This window comes from Shimia sp. R11_0, from assembly GCF_017744035.1.
In the GTDB taxonomy this organism is placed as follows: domain Bacteria; phylum Pseudomonadota; class Alphaproteobacteria; order Rhodobacterales; family Rhodobacteraceae; genus Shimia; species Shimia marina.
The window spans coordinates 248299-266251 of record NZ_JAGHQY010000004.1; the positions used below are offsets into that span (position 1 = coordinate 248299).

The 17953-nt window shown below is 58.4% G+C and carries 17 protein-coding genes; 6 read left to right on the forward strand and 11 right to left on the reverse strand.

Annotated features, from left to right (window positions below; genetic code table 11):
- Positions 1–1821, reverse strand: a complete 1821-nt coding sequence (locus tag J7382_RS10490; protein ID WP_209068982.1) for an ABC transporter ATP-binding protein — start codon at positions 1819–1821, stop codon at positions 1–3.
- Between the two features lie 298 nt (positions 1822–2119).
- Here J7382_RS10490 and J7382_RS10495 point away from each other — a divergent pair, with 298 nt between their 5' ends.
- The 3 genes from J7382_RS10495 (at position 2120) to J7382_RS10505 (ending at position 5843) form a co-directional block, all read left to right on the forward strand.
- Complete coding sequence (locus J7382_RS10495) at positions 2120–3820, forward strand: peptide ABC transporter substrate-binding protein (RefSeq protein ID WP_209068983.1); 1701 nt, start codon at positions 2120–2122, stop codon at positions 3818–3820.
- Positions 3821–3931: 111 nt separating this feature from the next.
- A complete protein-coding gene (locus J7382_RS10500) occupies positions 3932–4939 on the forward strand; it encodes an ABC transporter permease (RefSeq protein ID WP_058238129.1) in 1008 nt (335 codons plus the stop codon).
- The gene (locus tag J7382_RS10505; RefSeq protein WP_209068984.1) at positions 4932–5843 is read left to right on the forward strand and encodes an ABC transporter permease; all 912 of its coding nucleotides are present in this window, start codon (positions 4932–4934) and stop codon (positions 5841–5843) included. The genes J7382_RS10500 and J7382_RS10505 overlap by 8 nt, the downstream gene beginning before the upstream one ends.
- Positions 5844–5895: 52 nt before the next feature.
- Here J7382_RS10505 and J7382_RS10510 read toward each other — a convergent pair whose 3' ends face one another.
- Both J7382_RS10510 and J7382_RS10515 read right to left on the reverse strand, forming a co-directional pair.
- A complete protein-coding gene (locus J7382_RS10510) occupies positions 5896–6657 on the reverse strand; it encodes a class I SAM-dependent methyltransferase (RefSeq protein WP_209068985.1) in 762 nt (253 codons plus the stop codon).
- A complete protein-coding gene (locus J7382_RS10515; protein ID WP_209068986.1) occupies positions 6650–7033 on the reverse strand; it encodes a VOC family protein in 384 nt (127 codons plus the stop codon). Before J7382_RS10515 ends, J7382_RS10510 begins: the two co-directional genes overlap by 8 nt.
- 113 nt (positions 7034–7146) lie before the next feature.
- Between J7382_RS10515 and J7382_RS10520 the strand changes: the two genes are divergently transcribed.
- Together J7382_RS10520 and J7382_RS10525 are read left to right on the forward strand one after the other, a co-directional pair.
- The gene (locus J7382_RS10520) at positions 7147–8214 is read left to right on the forward strand and encodes a trifunctional transcriptional activator/DNA repair protein Ada/methylated-DNA--[protein]-cysteine S-methyltransferase (RefSeq protein ID WP_209068987.1); all 1068 of its coding nucleotides are present in this window, start codon (positions 7147–7149) and stop codon (positions 8212–8214) included.
- Complete coding sequence (locus tag J7382_RS10525) at positions 8211–8984, forward strand: isocitrate lyase/phosphoenolpyruvate mutase family protein (RefSeq protein WP_209068988.1); 774 nt, start codon at positions 8211–8213, stop codon at positions 8982–8984. Before J7382_RS10520 ends, J7382_RS10525 begins: the two co-directional genes overlap by 4 nt.
- A 275-nt stretch (positions 8985–9259) precedes the next feature.
- On the opposite strand, the gene rpsA is transcribed toward J7382_RS10525, so the two are convergent.
- From rpsA to J7382_RS10540, 3 genes are all read right to left on the reverse strand, one after another.
- Positions 9260–10936: a 30S ribosomal protein S1 gene (rpsA, locus tag J7382_RS10530; protein ID WP_058238134.1), complete on the reverse strand. Its 1677-nt coding sequence runs from the start codon at positions 10934–10936 to the stop codon at positions 9260–9262.
- Between the two features lie 217 nt (positions 10937–11153).
- Complete coding sequence (locus tag J7382_RS10535) at positions 11154–11411, reverse strand: DUF6525 family protein (RefSeq protein ID WP_209068989.1); 258 nt, start codon at positions 11409–11411, stop codon at positions 11154–11156.
- A 124-nt stretch (positions 11412–11535) separates the two neighbouring features.
- Complete coding sequence (locus J7382_RS10540) at positions 11536–12171, reverse strand: NAD(P)H-dependent oxidoreductase (RefSeq protein WP_209068990.1); 636 nt, start codon at positions 12169–12171, stop codon at positions 11536–11538.
- A 165-nt stretch (positions 12172–12336) separates the two neighbouring features.
- Between J7382_RS10540 and J7382_RS10545 the strand changes: the two genes are divergently transcribed.
- A complete protein-coding gene (locus J7382_RS10545) occupies positions 12337–12747 on the forward strand; it encodes a helix-turn-helix domain-containing protein (protein ID WP_209068991.1) in 411 nt (136 codons plus the stop codon).
- Positions 12748–12879: 132 nt separating this feature from the next.
- On the opposite strand, the gene cmk is transcribed toward J7382_RS10545, so the two are convergent.
- From cmk to J7382_RS10570, 5 genes are all read right to left on the reverse strand, one after another.
- A complete protein-coding gene (gene cmk, locus J7382_RS10550) occupies positions 12880–13491 on the reverse strand; it encodes a (d)CMP kinase (protein WP_209068992.1) in 612 nt (203 codons plus the stop codon).
- A gap of 189 nt (positions 13492–13680) precedes the next feature.
- A complete protein-coding gene (aroA, locus tag J7382_RS10555; protein WP_209068993.1) occupies positions 13681–15027 on the reverse strand; it encodes a 3-phosphoshikimate 1-carboxyvinyltransferase in 1347 nt (448 codons plus the stop codon).
- A 112-nt stretch (positions 15028–15139) separates the two neighbouring features.
- Positions 15140–16195, reverse strand: coding sequence for an amidohydrolase family protein (locus J7382_RS10560; protein ID WP_209068994.1), 1056 nt, complete (start codon positions 16193–16195; stop codon positions 15140–15142).
- 47 nt (positions 16196–16242) lie between these two features.
- The gene (trmB, locus tag J7382_RS10565; protein WP_209068995.1) at positions 16243–16968 is read right to left on the reverse strand and encodes a tRNA (guanosine(46)-N7)-methyltransferase TrmB; all 726 of its coding nucleotides are present in this window, start codon (positions 16966–16968) and stop codon (positions 16243–16245) included.
- 55 nt (positions 16969–17023) lie between these two features.
- Complete coding sequence (locus tag J7382_RS10570; protein ID WP_209068996.1) at positions 17024–17884, reverse strand: bile acid:sodium symporter family protein; 861 nt, start codon at positions 17882–17884, stop codon at positions 17024–17026.
- Positions 17885–17953 lie beyond the last annotated feature (69 nt).

Consider the following 17953-nt stretch of genomic DNA (forward strand, 5'->3'; position numbering starts at 1 on the left):
TCAATATCCGCTGTCGGTGATCAGAACCTGATGGCCCGGCCCCACCTCTTTGTACTCCGACGGTGCAGCCTCATAGCCCACAGGATGAATCGGGCTTGGGATCGGCTTGAAGTTCAGATCTTTCTCGGACTTACGCTGGCGCGGATCGGCGATTGGCACCGCTTTCATCAACGCCTGAGTATAGGGGTGCTGCGGATTTTCAAACACTGCACGGCGCGGGCCGATTTCGACAATGCGCCCCAGATACATGACGCCCACATAGTGGCTCACCCGCTCTACCACGGCCATATCATGGCTGATGAACACGTAAGAAATGCCCAGTTCCGCCTGAAGCTCCATCATCAAATTGAGCACCTGCGCCTGCACCGACACATCCAGCGCCGACACGGCCTCATCGGCCACGATCAGCTTGGGGTTCAGCGCAAGAGCACGGGCGATGGCGATCCGCTGACGTTGACCACCGGACATTTCATGCGGGTAGCGGCGCATAAAGCTGCGTGGCAGTTCCACGCGATCAAACAGCATGGCAACCCGGTCCATCAGGGCGCTGCCCGAATGGGTGCCGTAGTTGCGCATAGGCTCTGCTACCTGATCCTGCAACATCATCTGCGGGTTCAAGGAAGCAAAGGGGTCTTGGAAGATCATCTGCATGTCTTGGCGGGCAGCATGCATATCCTTGGCATTCAGCGAGATGATATCTTTGCCATCAAACTGCACAGAGCCTGAGGTCGGCTCCACAAGACGCAGCAAGGACCGGCCCGCTGTGGACTTGCCACAGCCGGATTCTCCCACGAGTGACAAGGTCTGCCCCTTGTTCACAGTGAAAGACACATCTTCTACGGCATGCACATTGGCCACGGTACGCCGCATCAACCCACCCTTCACAGGGAAGCGCGTCACAAGGTTCTTCACCTCAAGGATCGGCTCATCGGTGCCCGGGATCGGATCGGTGCTGTGGGAGGTGTCGCCAAACAGCTTCATCGGGCTTGGCACATCGGTGCCAGTCATCTCGCCCAGTTTCGGCACGGCCGCCAGCAAGGCTTTGGTATAGTCGTGCTGCGGGTTTTCAAAGATCTCCTCGACGGTGCCCTCTTCGACCTTATTGCCACGGAACATCACCACCACACGGTCCGCCATCTGTGCGACAACCGCCATGTCATGGGTGATGAACATCACCGCCGTGCCAGTCTCACGTTTGAGACGATCCATCAGCGCGAGGATCTCCGCCTGAATGGTCACATCCAAAGCTGTGGTCGGCTCATCCGCAATCAAAAGCCGCGGTTCACAGGCCATCGCCATGGCAATCACCACACGCTGGCGCATGCCGCCAGAGAGTTCGTGGGGGTATTGTTTCAGACGCCGCTCCGGTTCAGGGATCCGGACTTCACGCAAAAGTTCCAATGCGCGCGCTTCTGCATCACTCTTTGACAATTTTTTGTGCAGCCGCAAACCTTCGGTCAACTGACGCCCCACAGTGAACACCGGATTGAGCGCCGTCATAGGCTCTTGGAAGATCATGCCGATCTCATTGCCGCGAATCGTGCGCATCAGATTTTTATCCGCCTGCGCGAGATCCATCTCGCCGCTGTCTCTGCGATCAAACAGCAGACGACCGCCCGCAATATCGCCGCCGCCATACTCGACAAGACGCATCAGAGACAGGCTGGAAACCGACTTACCGGAGCCGGATTCCCCAACAATACAAACGGTTTCACCCGGATTGACCTTGAAGGAGACATCCTCCACGCCCACCACAGGTCCATCTTTGGTCTGGAACTCAACCCGTAGGTTCTCAATTGAGGCAATGGCGTTGTCTAGCATCCGGGTTACTCCCCTAATCTTATTGTTTTCCCCTCAGCGATGACGCTATCGCCGCAACCTTTCAAGGTCAAACCGATGGGTACCAGCCGGCTTCGGTTTCGTCGCCTGACACGCAAAGGCCCCTTGCAATTTTTGACCGAGTGGTCTGTGATGCCGGAAGTCGGAGGGGAGTACGACACATTTTTGTGCACGGGTTGTGAGCGATTCGCTGCCCGACTTCCCATGTATGACAACAAAATCCGGGTGGACGTGAAACCATCTGAATACGCATGGAAACATGCACAACATGGAGTGAGACATGAAAGCAAAGACTTTGATGCTTGGCGCCGCAGCAGCATTTGTGATGGCCCCGGCGGCCATGGCAGAGCGCGGTTCGGACGGCCACGTGAACATTATCTATTGGCAGGCGCCGTCGATTTTGAACCCATATCTGTCTTCGGGCACCAAAGACATCGAGGCTGCTTCGCTGACCATCGAACCTCTGGCCCGCTATGACGAGACCGGCAAAATGGTGCCGTATCTGGCCAAAGAAATCCCAACCGTGGCCAACGGTGGCGTTTCCGAGGATCTGAAATCCATCACCTGGACCATTGCTGACGGCATGGTGTGGTCTGATGGCTCTGCAGTGACCTCCGCCGACGTTGTCTTCACCGGTGAATACTGCATGCATCCCGAAGGCGGCTGCGCACAGGCGGCCTTCTTTGACGGTGTCGAAACCATCGAAGCACTGGACGAAAAAACTGTCAAAGTGACCTTCAACCAGTCCAAGCCAAACCCATACGGCCCATTTGTGGGCGGTCAGTCCCCAATCCTGCAGAAAGCTCAATTTGAGAACTGCATGGGTGCCAAAGCGCCTGAGTGTACCGCTGAGAACTTTGGCCCAATCGGCACTGGCCCGTTTGTTGTGAGCGAATTCAAAACAAACGACGTGATCCAGTACGAAGCCAACCCGAACTACCGTGACGCAGCCAAGCCTGCCTTCGCGACCGTGACCTTCAAAGGGGGCGGAGACGCAACCGGCGCGGGCCGTGCGGTTCTGGAAACCGGCGAATTCGACTACGCATGGAACCTCCAGTTGGCACCCGATGTGATTGCCAAGATGGAAGAAGGCGGCAAAGGCGTGGCCATCGCAGGCTTCGGCCCGCTGGTTGAGCGTCTGGAAATGAACATGACCAACCCATCTTCTGACCTGCCAGAAGGTGAGCGTGCGACTGTTGCCCATCCACACCCATTCCTGTCCGACATCAACGTGCGTAAAGCGCTGTCCATGGCGATTGACCGCGAACTGCTGGTGGAAATCGGCTATGGCAAAGCAGGTAAAGTGACCTGTGATCTGGTGCCAGTGCCTGTGAACTACGCATCCGGCAACACCGATTGCTTCACCCAAGACATCGCAGGCGCAAACGCGCTTCTGGATGAAGCGGGCTGGGTCAAAGGTGGCGACGGCATCCGCGCCAAAGATGGCGTGAAACTGTCCATCCTGTACCAGACCTCCACCAACGCCGTGCGTCAGGACTTCCAGGCTCTGATCAAACAGTGGTGGAGCGAGATCGGTGTTGAAACCGAACTGCGCAACCTGTCTGCATCCGTGTTCTTTGGTGGTGACCCAGGTTCCCCTGACACCTTCCAGAAGTTCTACGCAGACGTGGAAATGTATGCCAACACCTTCAACGGCACCGACCCTCAGCAGTATCTGGCGGCCTACCGTTGTGGCGGCGAGCCAAAGCCTGACAGCCAGTGGCAGGGTGAGAACATCAACCGCTTCTGTGATCCGGCCTATGACGCTCTGATCGACGAACTGGCCCGCACTGGTGACATCGAGAAGCGCGGCGAAATCGCCAAGAAGATGAACGACATGCTGACCAACGAAAGCTTCACCATCGTTCCGCTGGTGCACCGTGGTCGCGTCTCCGCACATGCAAACTCCCTCGGTGGTGTTGTCCTGAACACATGGGACTCCGAGCTGTGGAACATTGCAGACTGGCATCGCGTCAAGTAAGACACGGTTTGAGAGGGCGGGCCACGGCTCGCCCTCACTCTTTATTGGCCACACACGGGCAGGTCGCTGCGTGAGGCTCAACAACAAAAACAGACGCACAAAGGCGCTCCGATGCTGACCTTCACCATACGACGTCTGATCCTTGCGATCCCGACGCTCCTTTTCATATCCCTTGTGATATTCCTTCTGCTCGAGCTTGCGCCGGGCGATCCGATGGCACAGGTTCCCCTGACCGTTCCACCCGAAGTCAAAGAAAAGATGCGCCTGGCCCTTGGCCTTGGCGAGCCCGGCTATATCCGGTTCTACAAATGGCTGGTGCAATTCTTCTGGGTTGAGCCACAGGTGCTGTTTGACCACATGTTTGGCACCACCTTCTCCGAAGGCAAGCTGCGCATCATCAGCTGGCAGACCCGCTCTCCGGTGATGGATGTCGTGGTGGAACGCCTGCCACAGACGCTTTGGGTTGTGGGCATGTCCTACATCGTGGGCATTCTGATTGCCCTGCCGATCGGCATCTACTCTGCCTATAAGCAATATTCGATCTTCGATCAGGCCGGTACCTTCATCACCATGATCGGCTACTCCATCCCGCCATTCTTCACCGGCCCGCTGATCATCGTGATCTTCTCGGTGAACCTTGGCTGGTTCCCCTTCATCTATGACACCACACATGAGGTGGTGGATTGGGAAAGCTTCGTAAAGCAGCTGCGCCAGATGATCATGCCGGTGATGGTGCTCGCCCTTCAGACCACCGCCCAGATCAGCCGCTATATGCGCGCCTCAATGCTGGACAACCTCAATCAGGATTATGTGCGCACCGCACGTGCCAAGGGCCTGAGCGAGCGCGTTGTGGTGATGGTGCATGTGCTGCGCAACTCGATGATCCCTGTGGTGACCGTGATCGCGCTGGGTCTGCCAGCCATCTTTGGCGGGGCCATCATCACCGAACAGGTCTTCTCTGTGAACGGCATCGGGGCGCAGCTGATTGGCGCCATTCAGGCCAACGACCTGCCCACCGTGCAGACGCTGACCTTCATGTTCGCCTTCCTGATCGTTTTCTTCAACCTGATCGCAGATGTGCTCTACGGCATTCTTGATCCGAGGATCCGCTATGACTGATACCACCAACACCGAACCGACCACCCCAGAGCGGTCCCAATGGGTGGATGTCTGGCACCAGTTCAAGGCGCACAAAGGCGCGCTCTTGGGCGGGATCATCTTCATTGTGATCGTGTTTGGCGTCTTCATTGGGCCATGGCTGTGGCCTTATGATGCGACCTATATTGACATCCGCTCCCGCAATCAGGGGCCCAGCCTCGCGCATCCCTTTGGCACAGACCAACTGGGGCGCGATACGCTGGCACGGATGATGGCCGGGGGGCAGACCTCCATTGCCGTGGGTCTGACCGCGATGCTTCTGGCGCTTGGGCTGGGCAGCTTTATCGGCATTATGGCGGGCTACTTTAAGAAGCTCGACGGCCCGCTGATGCGCCTGACCGATCTGTTTCTGGCACTGCCGATCCTGCCGCTTCTGCTGGTGATGATGATGCTCTTCCGTGAGCCGCTCTCCTCCGCAGTTGGGCCGGAGCGCGGGATCTTCATCCTGATCGTCGTGGCGATTGGCATCACCTCATGGATGCCCACCGCACGGATTGTGCGCGGTGATGTGATGTCGCTGAAAGAGCGTGAATTTGTTCTGGCGGCGCGTTCCATCGGGACGTCCAACAAGAACATGATCACCCGCCACATCCTGCCCAACGTGCTGTCCCCCATCATGGTCTCGGCGACGCTTGGCATCGCCAATGCGATCATCACCGAAAGCGCGCTCTCCTTCCTCGGTCTCGGCTTCCCGCCGGACTTCCCGACATGGGGTCGCCTGCTCAATGACGCGGTACAATATCTGCAAGACTACCCAGAGCGCGTGTTCTGGCCCGGTCTGGCAATCTCCCTGACCGTGCTGTCGGTGAACTACCTCGGCGACGGCCTGCGCGACGCGCTCGACCCGCGCATCCGGGGCCGGTAACACGACAAGCACCACCATCAAAAAGGCCGGGCAATCGCCCGGCCTTTTTCTCTCACCCCTGAGCGAGGCGAAACTTGAAGATCATTTCCGGACTCTGCGCCGCGTCGTAGCTCCCCCCGGACCAATCGCCCCACAGCCCAACACACTCAAATCCAGCGGCTTGCGCAAACAGCACAATGTCTTCGTGTGAGGCAAAACGCAGAGTTGATTGTGAAACTGCCTTCCATCCGTCTGAAGCAAAAACATAGCGCTCCTCGAAGGTCACAAAGGGCGGCTCTTGCGCAATCACCTTATGGATCACCTGAACAGTGTGCCCATCTCCCAATTCGACAGGGGAGGCAGAAAACTCTGGTCTCCAACGCTCCCACGCCCTGGCACCGGGATTTCGGCTTTCAAACATCAAGACGCCATTGGGCCTCAACCGCGCATTTATCGACGTGAAAAACGCCTGTACATCTTCGTCCGTGAGAAGGCATTGAAACGCATGCCCCGTCATGACGGCGGCATCAAAACGCGCCTCATCTGCCAGTGTGGATACGGTGCCAACCCGCCAACTTACCGCGCCCGCCTGTGGCTGTCTTTGCGCATGGGCAATCATCGCAGCCGCCGGATCACACCCTGTGACCTGATAGCCGATCTGAGCCAATTCAAGGGCAAATCGCCCGGTGCCACAGCCGACATCCAGCACGCGCGCGGGCGGTGCCGGCAAATGACTTTGGTAGAAGTCAAAATCTTCTCGGCCTGCATTGATTGAGTCATATGCGGCGACCAGACGGGGATCTGCGTAAAGCGCATCTTTCACGACGTCAGTCATAGGTGGCAACTTCGATCAGATTTTGATCCGGATCCCGCAGGTAGACCGAGGTGATCGGCCCCATCGCCCCGGTGCGCGGCACAGGGCCCTCTTCGATCAAAATTCCCAATTGGCTCAGATGACTCACCACCTCATGGAGCGGCGTACGCGTGATCAGACAAAGGTCCGCCGACCCGGGGGTGGGCTGCACCGCTTTGGGCTCAAACTCGCGCCCGAGCTCATGCAGGTTGATCTTCTGCTGTCCAAAGGAAAGCGCCACGCGCCCTGCCCCAAAGCGCACTTCCTCAAAGCCCAGCACATCGCGGTAAAATGCCACCGTGGCGTCTATACTCGCCACTGTCAGCACAAGATGGTCCAACCGCTCAATCTGGATCATGGGCCAGCATCCTCCTTCACACACACTATGCGCAGACTATCACCTCACCATCTTTTTAGAATAGACGCCTGATTTTCGGCTGACCTGCCCCAGCGGCACGTTACTGTAGCCCCATGATGTTTGACCTCCCCTCCCACGACACGCTTTATGCGGCACTACTTGCACGTGATCCCGCCTATGATGGGCGCGCCTATGTCTGTGTCGGCACCACCGGCATCTTCTGCCGCCTCACCTGCCCGGCCCGCAAACCCAAATCGGCAAACTGTACTTTCGTGGCCACCATCGGGGAATGCATCGAGGGCGGCTACCGCGCCTGCAAACGCTGTCATCCCCTCGCTCCGGCAGCCGAGGCGGACCCGGCCATCGCCGCGCTTTTGCAGGCGCTGGATGAACGGCCAGACATCCGCTGGTCCGAGCACCACATCACCCAGATGGGCTTTGATTTGTCCACCGTGCGCCGGTCATTCAAACGTCAGTTCGGCATGACCTTCCTGGAAATGGCCCGCCAGCGCCGCCTGCGCGAGGGCTTTGAGGTGCTGCGACAGGGCGAGCGTGTGATTGACGCCCAGCACAGCGCCAGCTTTGAAAGCGCCTCCGCCTTTCGCACCGCCTTTGCCCGCCTGCTTGGGTGTTCGCCAAATGCGCTCAAACAAGGCGGTCTGCTGCGCGCGGATTGGTTCAACACCCCGCTGGGGGATATGATTGCTGTCTCCAGCGCCTCTCACCTGCATCTGCTGGAGTTTGTGGAACGCAAGGCCCTGCCCCGCGAGTTGTCCCGCCTGCGTGATTTTGCCAAGGGCGATCTGGGCTTTGGCCGCTACGGCCCGACGGATCAGGTGGAACAGGAACTCACCGCATTTTTCGCCGGGAACCGCGCGCGCTTTGACACGCCGATGGCTTTTCACGGCAGCGCCTTCACCAAAGAGGTCTGGCATGCGCTTTGCGCTATTCCCGCAGGCGAAACCCGCACCTATGCCCAATTGGCGCAGAGCATTGCCCGCCCCACCGCCACCCGTGCTGCGGCGCGCGCCAATGGAGCCAACCAGCTGGCGATTCTGGTGCCCTGCCACCGCATCTTAGGCGCGGATGGCGCGCTCACCGGCTATGGCGGCGGGCTGTGGCGCAAACAGAAACTGATCGAAATCGAACAACAGTATCAACCGATGAGGATGGACGGATGACACAGAAAACCCGCGCAGAGGCTTTTGCCGCCTTACACCAACCGGGCACGCCGCTTGTGCTTTACAATTGCTGGGACGCAGGCAGCGCTGCGGCCATTGCCCAAGCCGGCGCGCCTGCACTGGCCACCGGAAGCTGGTCTGTGGCGGTGGCGCAGGGCTATAGCGATGGCGAAGACCTGCCCATGACCGCGCTGTTTGACACCGCCAAACGCATCACTGCCACCACCGAGCTGCCTGTGAGCGTGGATTTTGAAGGCGGCTATGCCACCGACCCGGCGGCGCTTTCTGAGAACATCAAGGGCCTGCTGACCACCGGGGCTGTGGGGCTCAATTTTGAGGACCGCGTGGTGTCAGAGGGCAAAGGGCTGCATCCGCTCCAAACCCAAGTGTCCCGCATTCAGGCGATCCGCGCCACAGCCGAGGCGCAGGATTTGCCGCTCTATATCAACGCGCGCACCGATGTGTTTTTGCAGGCCGCGCCGGAAACCCATGCGGCGCATTTTGACGAAGCCGCACGGCGCGTGGCGGCCTATGTTGAGGCCGGGGCCAGCGGTGTGTTTGTGCCCGGTCTGACTGATCCGGAGCTGATCAAACGGATGGTGGCCCATGTGCAGGCCCCGGTGAATGTGCTGTGTCTGGATGTCACCGCAGACATCAGCCCGTTGGCCGCTCTGGGCGTGGCACGCATCAGCTTTGGCCCCGCCCCTTACCGCGCCGCGATGAAGGCGCTCAGCGCAGAGGCCGCGCGGCATTACGAAAGCCCAAGCTGAAAGACAAGCGCGCCGGAGGCAGAAAACCTCTGGCACCCCGCTTGACCAACGACCGGTGGCTCCACACCGCCTGAACTCATGCGCATAGACAAGTCCACGACCCTGGGTGGGGGTGAAGCCCCCTCCCGTGGGGAGGGTCGGGGGCTGGTCGGCTTCGCCGCCTGGCAAATAATGACAACTGCGCCAATCGGGCGATCAGGGCGATACCCACAAAAAGAAAACCCCGCCATTGCTGGCGGGGTTTCCCAAATCATAAAGCAAAAGATCGGGTGATCTTACTCGTCGCCCTTGAGCGCTGCGCCCAGGATATCGCCGAGGGACGCGCCGGAGTCGGAAGACCCGTACTGTTCCACGGCTTCTTTCTCTTCTGCGATCTCGCGTGCCTTGATCGACAGGCCCAGACGACGGGTCTTGCTGTCGATGTTGGTGACGCGCACGTCGATCTTGTCGCTGACGGAGAAACGCTCTGGGCGCTGCTCTGCACGGTCACGGGACAGGTCGGAGCGGCGGATGAAGGATTTCATGCCTTCATATTCCACTTCGATGCCACCGTCTTCGATCGCGGTCACTTCAACAGTCACGATGGAGCCGCGCTTCACGCCGCCAACCGCATCTGCGAATTTGTCACCACCCAGCGCTTTGATGGACAGGGAGATACGCTCTTTTTCAACGTCCACTTCGGAGACAACGGCCGAAACCATGTCGCCTTTGCGGTAGTTCTGGATCGCATCTTCGCCACGCTCGTCCCAGGACAGGTCGGAGAGGTGAACCATGCCGTCGATCTCGCCTGGCAGGCCGATGAACAGACCGAATTCGGTGATGTTCTTGACTTCGCCTTCGACCTCGGTGCCCTCTGGATGTGTTTCTGCAAACACTTCCCATGGGTTGCGCATGGTCTGCTTGAGACCAAGGGAAACACGACGCTTGGCGCCGTCGATTTCCAGCACCATGACGTCCACTTCCTGAGAGGTGGAAACGATCTTGCCGGGGTGCACGTTTTTCTTGGTCCAGGACATTTCAGAAACGTGAACCAGACCTTCAACACCTGGCTCCAGCTCAACAAAGGCACCGTAATCGGTGATGTTGGTCACGCGGCCTTTGTGCACGGACTCCAGTGGGTACTTCGCAGCAACCAGATCCCATGGATCGTCTTGCAGCTGCTTCATGCCCAGGCTGATGCGGTGGGTGTCTTTGTTGATCTTGATGACCTGAACCTTAACGGTTTCACCGATCGTCAGGATCTCAGATGGGTGGTTCACACGGCGCCATGCCATGTCGGTGACGTGCAGCAGGCCGTCAACGCCGCCGAGATCAACAAACGCACCGTATTCGGTGATGTTCTTGACCACACCGTCCACTGCCTGACCTTCGGACAGGTTGCCGATAACTTCGGCGCGCTGCTCGGCGCGGGACTCTTCGAGGATCGCACGACGGGACACAACGATGTTGCCACGGCGACGGTCCATTTTCAGGATCTGGAACGGCTGCTTCAGACCCATCAGAGGGCCAGCGTCACGCACGGGGCGCACATCAACCTGGGAACCTGGCAGGAAGGCCACGGCGCCGCCGAGGTCAACCGTGAAGCCGCCTTTAACGCGGCCGAAGATCGCGCCTTCAACGCGTGCATCGTCTGCGTAAGCTTTTTCGAGGCGATCCCATGCTTCTTCGCGGCGCGCCATCTCGCGGGAGATAACAGCTTCGCCACGGGCATTTTCAGCCGCGCGCAGATAAACTTCCACTTCGTCGCCAACAGCGATTTCAGGAGCTTCACCAGGGTTTGCGAATTCTTTAAGCTCAACGCGGCCTTCCATTTTGTAGCCGACGTCGATGATGGCTTGGCCCGCTTCAATTGCGATGACTTTGCCTTTGACAACCGAACCCTCGTTCGGTGTGTCCATTTCGAAGCTTTCTTGGAGGAGGGCTTCGAATTCCTCCATGGTTGTGTTAGCCATGTGGCGTTTCAATCCTTTACAAACGTTTTAACTGGCCGTGCGGTTGTCTCCGCCGGTCTTGGTTGGTGTCCACCTTATGGCAGAACGAGTTGGTCAGGGCGCGCCAACAACCGGAAAACACACAAAAAACAAAGAGGGCCGGCGATTCCGACCCTGCTCGTCCCGTTGTTTTATGGCATTTGCGCCTTATAGACAGCGGCTCTATAGCGATTTTCCCTCAGCTCGGCAAGTCCATTCCAACGGACCAGCGATCCTTGCGCAACGTCGCCTGCTCTACCAGATCCAACCGCGCAAGGGCGGCCTGTGGATCCTTCTGTCCCCCAGCGCGCCGCCAGATGCCCCGCGCAGACGCCGGGCTCCAGGGCAAGGCCGCCGTGCTGAGCCACTGGCGCAATTCTGGAGGAAGCGCATCATAGGTCTGCATCGGGTTGCCCCGCCGCCGTCCACGCAGGGAACTGTTCAAATTTCGGGCCATCGCACCGCCTCATTCATTTTGATATGTTATTACATAATCAAAGTGACGATTTTCAAGCCCAAAAACAAAGATGGCGGCGTATCCCGTGACACGCCGCCGCCCAAACAGACTACAAAGGCCTGTATTACTTGATCTCTTTGATCATCGCTTCGCGCGATTTGCGCACACGCGGCATCGGCAGAAGCCAATCCGCGCCCTCCTGACGATAGCCCAACGGCAACAACGTCACAGATTTCAGACCCAGCTCTTTGAGGCCCATGATCTCATCCACCGCATCGGCATCAAACCCTTCCATCGGGCAGCAATCCACCTCAAGCTCCGCCGCAGCCAGCATGGCAAAGCCCAGCGCAATATAGGCCTGACGCGCAGCGTGGTCATGGTTCACGCTGGCATCGCGCGGCAGATAGGCCCCTTTCAGGTTCTCATAATACTGGGAGATCATCGGGTTTTCGCCACGCAACTCCTCCATATGCGTCCGCACCGCATCAATGCGCTCCGCCGAATAGTTGTCCCAAGCCGCAAAGACCAACAGATGGCTGCCTTCGGTGATCTGGCTCTGATCCCAGCCCACTTTGCGAATCTGGGCGCGCATGTCGTCATTGGTCACCACAAAGACTTCAAACGGCTGCGTACCGCTGGATGTGGGGGCCATCCGGATCGCCTCAAGAATCGCCTCCACCTTGTCTTCTGGCACCGCTTGCGCCGGGTCCATCTTCTTGGTGGCATAGCGCCAGCTCATCAGATCCTTCAGGGATGTCATGAATATGTCCTATTCTCTCATGGGTCTGACCTTGGGTGCAGAGATCTCTGCACACAGGGTGGTATAAAACAGATACTGACGATATAGAGAGAACCAGAAACTGCCACAAGAAGGCACATCGGTGAGCCCCAGTCACACCAAGGGAACCACCAGAAAGGAGCCGCCATGAGCACCGACAAGAAAGAGGCCAGCTGCCCGGAATGCCTGCGCATCAATGAGGTGCTCAGCCGGGTTGGTGATCGCTGGTCCGTGCTGATCGTAATCTCTCTGGCCACCTATGAGGTGCTGCGCTTCAACGAACTCAAACGCCACCTCGGCATCTCCCAGCGCATGTTGTCTCTGACCCTCAGGGAGCTCGAACGCGATGGGCTTGTGCATCGTGAATACCACCCAACCATTCCGCCGAAGGTGGAATATTCTCTCACGGATCTGGGCCGCTCTTTTTATGAGCCGGTCAAAGCCATGGGCTATTGGGCGCTTGAAAATCTGCCCAATATCGACAGCGCCCGCAGCACCTATGACGCCCAGCATGCGGCCCCAAAGGAAGCTCAGGCAGACGCGAAAAAATCCGCCTGACCCCTCCGCCTGATCCCTCCCCCTGACCTGGGGCCTGCGCACAGACGACCTGCAAAGGCTAGGCAAAAAATACAAACGCCGCCTCCCATTCAGGTGGCGGCGAACTTGTATCAGACCCTGCAGAGCGCGCGCTTAAGCGCCCCGTGCTGCCGTGATGGCCGCAACGGCCTTGGCCACAGCCTCTTCAATGCTCAACTCGGAGGTGTCGATCAAAATCGCATCCTCGGCAGGCTTCAAGGGCGCTTCTGCACGCTCCATATCGCGCGCATCGCGCTCTTTGACATCGGCGAGAACCGTTTCATAATCCGTCTCTGTGCCTTTGCCGGTCAATTCCAGGAACCGTCGTTCGGCCCGCACCTCTGCACTGGCCGTGACAAACAATTTCGCCTCCGCCGCCGGGCAAATCACCGTGCCAATGTCGCGCCCATCCAGCACCGCGCCCCCGGCACGGCGGGCAAAGGCACGCTGAAAATCCACCAGCGCCGCGCGCACTTCTGCAATCACAGCCACCCGACTTGCCGCCTGCGCCACTTCGGGCGTACGCAGATTATCCGCGGCCAGATCTTCCGCCACCAGCGCCTTGGCCGCCACAATCGGGTCCGTGCCATCCAGTGTGCGTGCGCCAACCGCGCGATAGAGCAGCCCCGTGTCCAGATGCGCACAGTCAAAATGCGCTGCGACCGCTTTGGAAATTGTGCCTTTGCCTGCCGCCGCAGGCCCGTCAATTGCAATGGTAAATGCCATAATACTATCCTGTCTGTGTCACCACCTGCCCATGCCGCGCTTGGGGCCACCGTCCCCACAAACAGCCCACAACGCGCATGAAAGGCTCCCTGCTGCTCTACTCAGCATGGCCTGCCCACACAAGTATCAAGGCCGGCACGCGCGCAGAAAGCCCTGTCACAGGGTCTGCGCGCTCAAACGCCGTGCAGATCAGCTGCGGGTGATCGCTGCACCAAGACCCGCCATCAGCGGCTCAAAGATCGGGAAAGACGTAGCAATCGGGCTGCCGTCATCCACGTGCACCGGCTGCTGTGTGGCCATCCCCATCACCATGAAGCTCATGGCAATGCGGTGATCCAAGAAGCTCTCACAGGTCGCGCCACCGGGCACATTGCCATGGCCACGGCCTTTGACAATCCACCAATCCTCGCCTTCCTCAACCTCAACGCCATTGGCGCGCAGCCCCTTGGCCATCGCATCAATCCGGTCGCTTTCCTTCACGCGCAGCTCTTTCACGCCCTTCATGACGGTGTCACCCTCAGCAAAGGCCGCCACAACCGAGAGCACGGGGTACTCGTCAATCATGCTGGCGGCGCGCAACGGATCAATCTCTGCACCTTTCAGGTTGGGGGAGAAGCGCGCGCGCAGATCGGCCACAGGTTCGCCCCCCTCTTCACGCTCATTCTCAAAGGTCAGATCCGCGCCCATGGATTGCAGCGCATAAAACAGCCCCGCACGGGTTGGGTTCAGGCCAATATTTGGCACCAGCACATCAGAGCCCGGCGTGATGATCGCCGCACAGACCGGGAAAGCGGCAGAGCTTGGATCACGGGGCACCACGATGGTCTGTGGTTTCAACTCCGGCTGACCGGTCAGGGTGATCACGCGGCCTTCATTGGTTTCCTCAACCGTGATCTCTGCACCAAAGCCTGCCAGCATCCGCTCGGTGTGGTCGCGCGTGGCTTCTTTCTCGATCACCACGGTCTGTCCCGGCGCATTCAAACCCGCCAGCAACACCGCAGATTTCACCTGCGCAGAGGGCATTGGCACCTCATAGCGCACCGGCACCGGATTGGCCGCGCCCACAATGGTCATCGGCAGACGCCCACCGGAACGCCCCACAGAGGTGGCCCCAAACAACGCAATCGGATCGGTCACCCGCGCCATAGGGCGGCCATTGAGGCTTGCGTCACCGGTAAACGTCACGGTGATGTCGCAGGTCGCCATCGCCCCCATGATCAGGCGCACGCCGGTGCCGGAGTTGCCGCAATCAATGACGGTGTCAGGTTCTGCAAAGCCACCCACACCCACACCATGCACCGACCAGTTGCCGCCGCCGTGGTTGATCACCTCCGCCCCAAAAGCCGCCATGGCTTTGCCCGTATCCAGCACATCTTCGCCTTCCAGCAGGCCGCTGATTTTGGTCTCGCCAACCGCCATCGCGCCAAGAATCAAGCTGCGGTGACTGATGGATTTGTCACCGGGCACATGCGCCTCGCCAGAAAGCGGGCCGCAGGGCGAAGACGTCATCGGGATTGGGGTGCCGTGGCCAGACATATGCGCATCATCCTTTGTTCAGTTACCCAAGCTGTTAGCGCAACATATGGCCAAGGTCCATCACGTGTTTGGCCCCTCTGCCTTCAATTAAAACCCAGAGCGCTCTGTCTGGTCACCCAGTGAGCCACCTCTGCGTGTTGCTTGTGGAAATCTGCTCAAAAACCTCTGCTCCCAACGTGTGTCTGAGACGCATGGAAACCTGACGCTCACTCAGGTCTTCTTGCTTGGTCATGTAGTAATCTGACCCAAACAAGACGCGTTCACGCAACTTGTCGTTTTCAAGCAAAACCCCCAAAGCGGGCACATTGTCTGCAAAGTTGAACACAGCATAGGAAATGTCCGTGTAGAGGTTCTCATACGTCCCAGACGTGATCATGTCATAGATCGACGTGACCCAATTTTTTTCCCGCTCCCGTGGATCAAGCGGATTGATACCCTCGGTATAGGCTTTCCACTCCGCATCGCCCCCAAAATGGGCAAGGCAGACCCGCAATTCCGGAAAAGCCTCCAGAACCGGGATGTAGCGATGGGGCGCACCTAACTCCTGCCCTTCTGGCCCATGCAGACCTTTGCCAAACGCCCCGCCACGCGAGCAGTGGGTCATCACAGGCAGATTGTGTTCAATGCAGTAAGGGTAAACCTGCTCCATCAACACCGGATGATCTGGGGCATAGCCAAGTTTGGGATAAATCTTCAGCCCATGAAAGCCGAGCTCCTCAATACAGCGCCGGAATTCATCAAAGGCACCGGGCCAGCTTGGGTGCACCTTTCCAAACGGCAGCAAAAGGTCTTTGAAGATCGGTTTCTGTGTCAGATGATAGAGCTCGGTATGCTGCTCTTGCAGGGATATTTTGGGGCGGGAGTACCCTCCGGGAGCAATGTCCATCGGCAGCACAACAAACCGCGTTCCCTCAGAGTAGTGAGGCAATATGGTGCGCAAGACATCTTCCTGACTGCGCAAGTTTCCGACTTCGATCGTGCGCGCAAGACGTTCCAGCATATCTCCGTAGGCATGTAAGGGGGAAATGCCCTTCATGACCTTCGCGATTTGCTTAAGTAGCCAAGGCCTGCGCGCCAATTCCTGTGCATAGGGAATCGGAAAATCGGGCGGAAGATGATCTAAAGTGAATAAGTGAATGTGGCAGTTGGTAAATTTATAACTCGTCATAGAAAGCTCCTAAACGCTCCTATGCCGTGTGTACCACATTCACGTTTTTAGACCTTCCGAAATGTCAGATAATGCGGCTTGCGACCTTCGCGGAACGCCTTTTGCTCATAGCGCGTGGAGATCCAATCCTCCCACGGCTCCCGCCAATCTTCGGGCTTTTCCGCAAGCCACTCAAAGCCATGGCGCGGCACCTGTTCCAGCGTCTGGCGCACGTAGTCCTCAATGTCAGTGGCCACACGGAAAATCGCACCGGGCTTGAGCTTGCGTGACAGCGGCTCCAGATGCTCTGGCGTCACAAAGCGGCGGCGGTGGTGGCGTTTCTTGGGCCAGGGATCCGGATAGAGCAGAAAGGCCCGACTCAGACAGCCATCCGGCAACACATCAAACATGTCGCGCGCATCGCCGGGATGCACCTTGATGTTATCCGCGCCAGCCTGACGGATCTTGCCCAGCAGCATGGCAACCCCGTTGATGTAAGGCTCACACCCAATGATGCCCACATCCGGGTTCTGCACCGCCTGATGCACCATATGCTCGCCGCCGCCAAAACCGACCTCAAGCCAGACATCTTTGTCGCCAAACAGCGCGCTCAGATCAATCTGCTCCCGCTCCGGGTTTTCTTCCCAGCTCACCTTTCCGGGCGACAGCGCCGCCAGATCTTCATCCAGATAGGCTTCCTGGCTGGGGCGCAGCCCCTTGCCTTTGAACCGGCCATAAAAGTTACGCCAGGGTGCGCCGGAAGGATGATTGGTCGGGTTTGTGTCGTCAGACATGGCAGCGTGATCCTCGATCTTTGCGCGCAGCGTTTGCCCAAAGCCGCGCCAAAGGTCAAGTTTTCCCGAAAATCCGCCGCAAGACAAACAGCCCCGGCAATGTCGCGACATACATGACCACACCATAGACAGCCGAAGGCACTGCAAAATCCGGGATCCCCCCAGACTGCGCCACAATTCCAGCCACAGCCATGCCCAACGTCCCATTTTGCACGCTCATCTCAACTGCAATGCACAGCCCATCGCTGTGAGACAACCCGACCCCCAGCGCCACTGTAATCCCCAAGACCAAAAGGGTTGCATTTAGTGCCACAAGAATAGGCCCAAGCGCGGCCATATTGGACATCAGCATATCAGCGTGGACAACTATCGCCGTCATCAGAACAATCACAAACAACACCGCTGCCAGCAAAGCCACCTTTTGCTCATGCCGCGCAGCAAATTCTGGCATCCAATAGCGCAGCAGCAATCCCATCAGCACTGGCACAGTGGTCAGGCAGAACATGTTGACCGCAATATTGGTCACATCGATTTCAGGCACCTCCCCCGCGAAAACAGCCCTTGCAGCCCAGCTCACCAGAAGCGGAACCGTCACCACTGACAACAGGCTGACGATCGCAGTCAAAGTGATCGAGAGCGCCACCGTGCCGCCCGCAAATTTGGTGAGGAAATTCGAGGTGGCGCCGCCCGGACAAAAAGACAGCAACATCACCCCAAAAGCCAGCGCGGGCGGCAGATCCGTCAAACTGACCAAAATCAAAGCCACCAGAGGCACGGCCAGCATCTGCATCACCATACCGGTGATCACCGCCTTGGGCATCGTGAGCACCCGGCCAAAATCCGCAAAAGTCAGGCCAAAGCCCAATGAAAACATGATTATCGCCAGCGACAACGGCAAAGCCACTTCGACCAACATCCCAAATTTCTCCCGTTTCCCGCATCAACGGTTGCACAGAAATCGCAACATCCCAAAGACTTGCGTAAA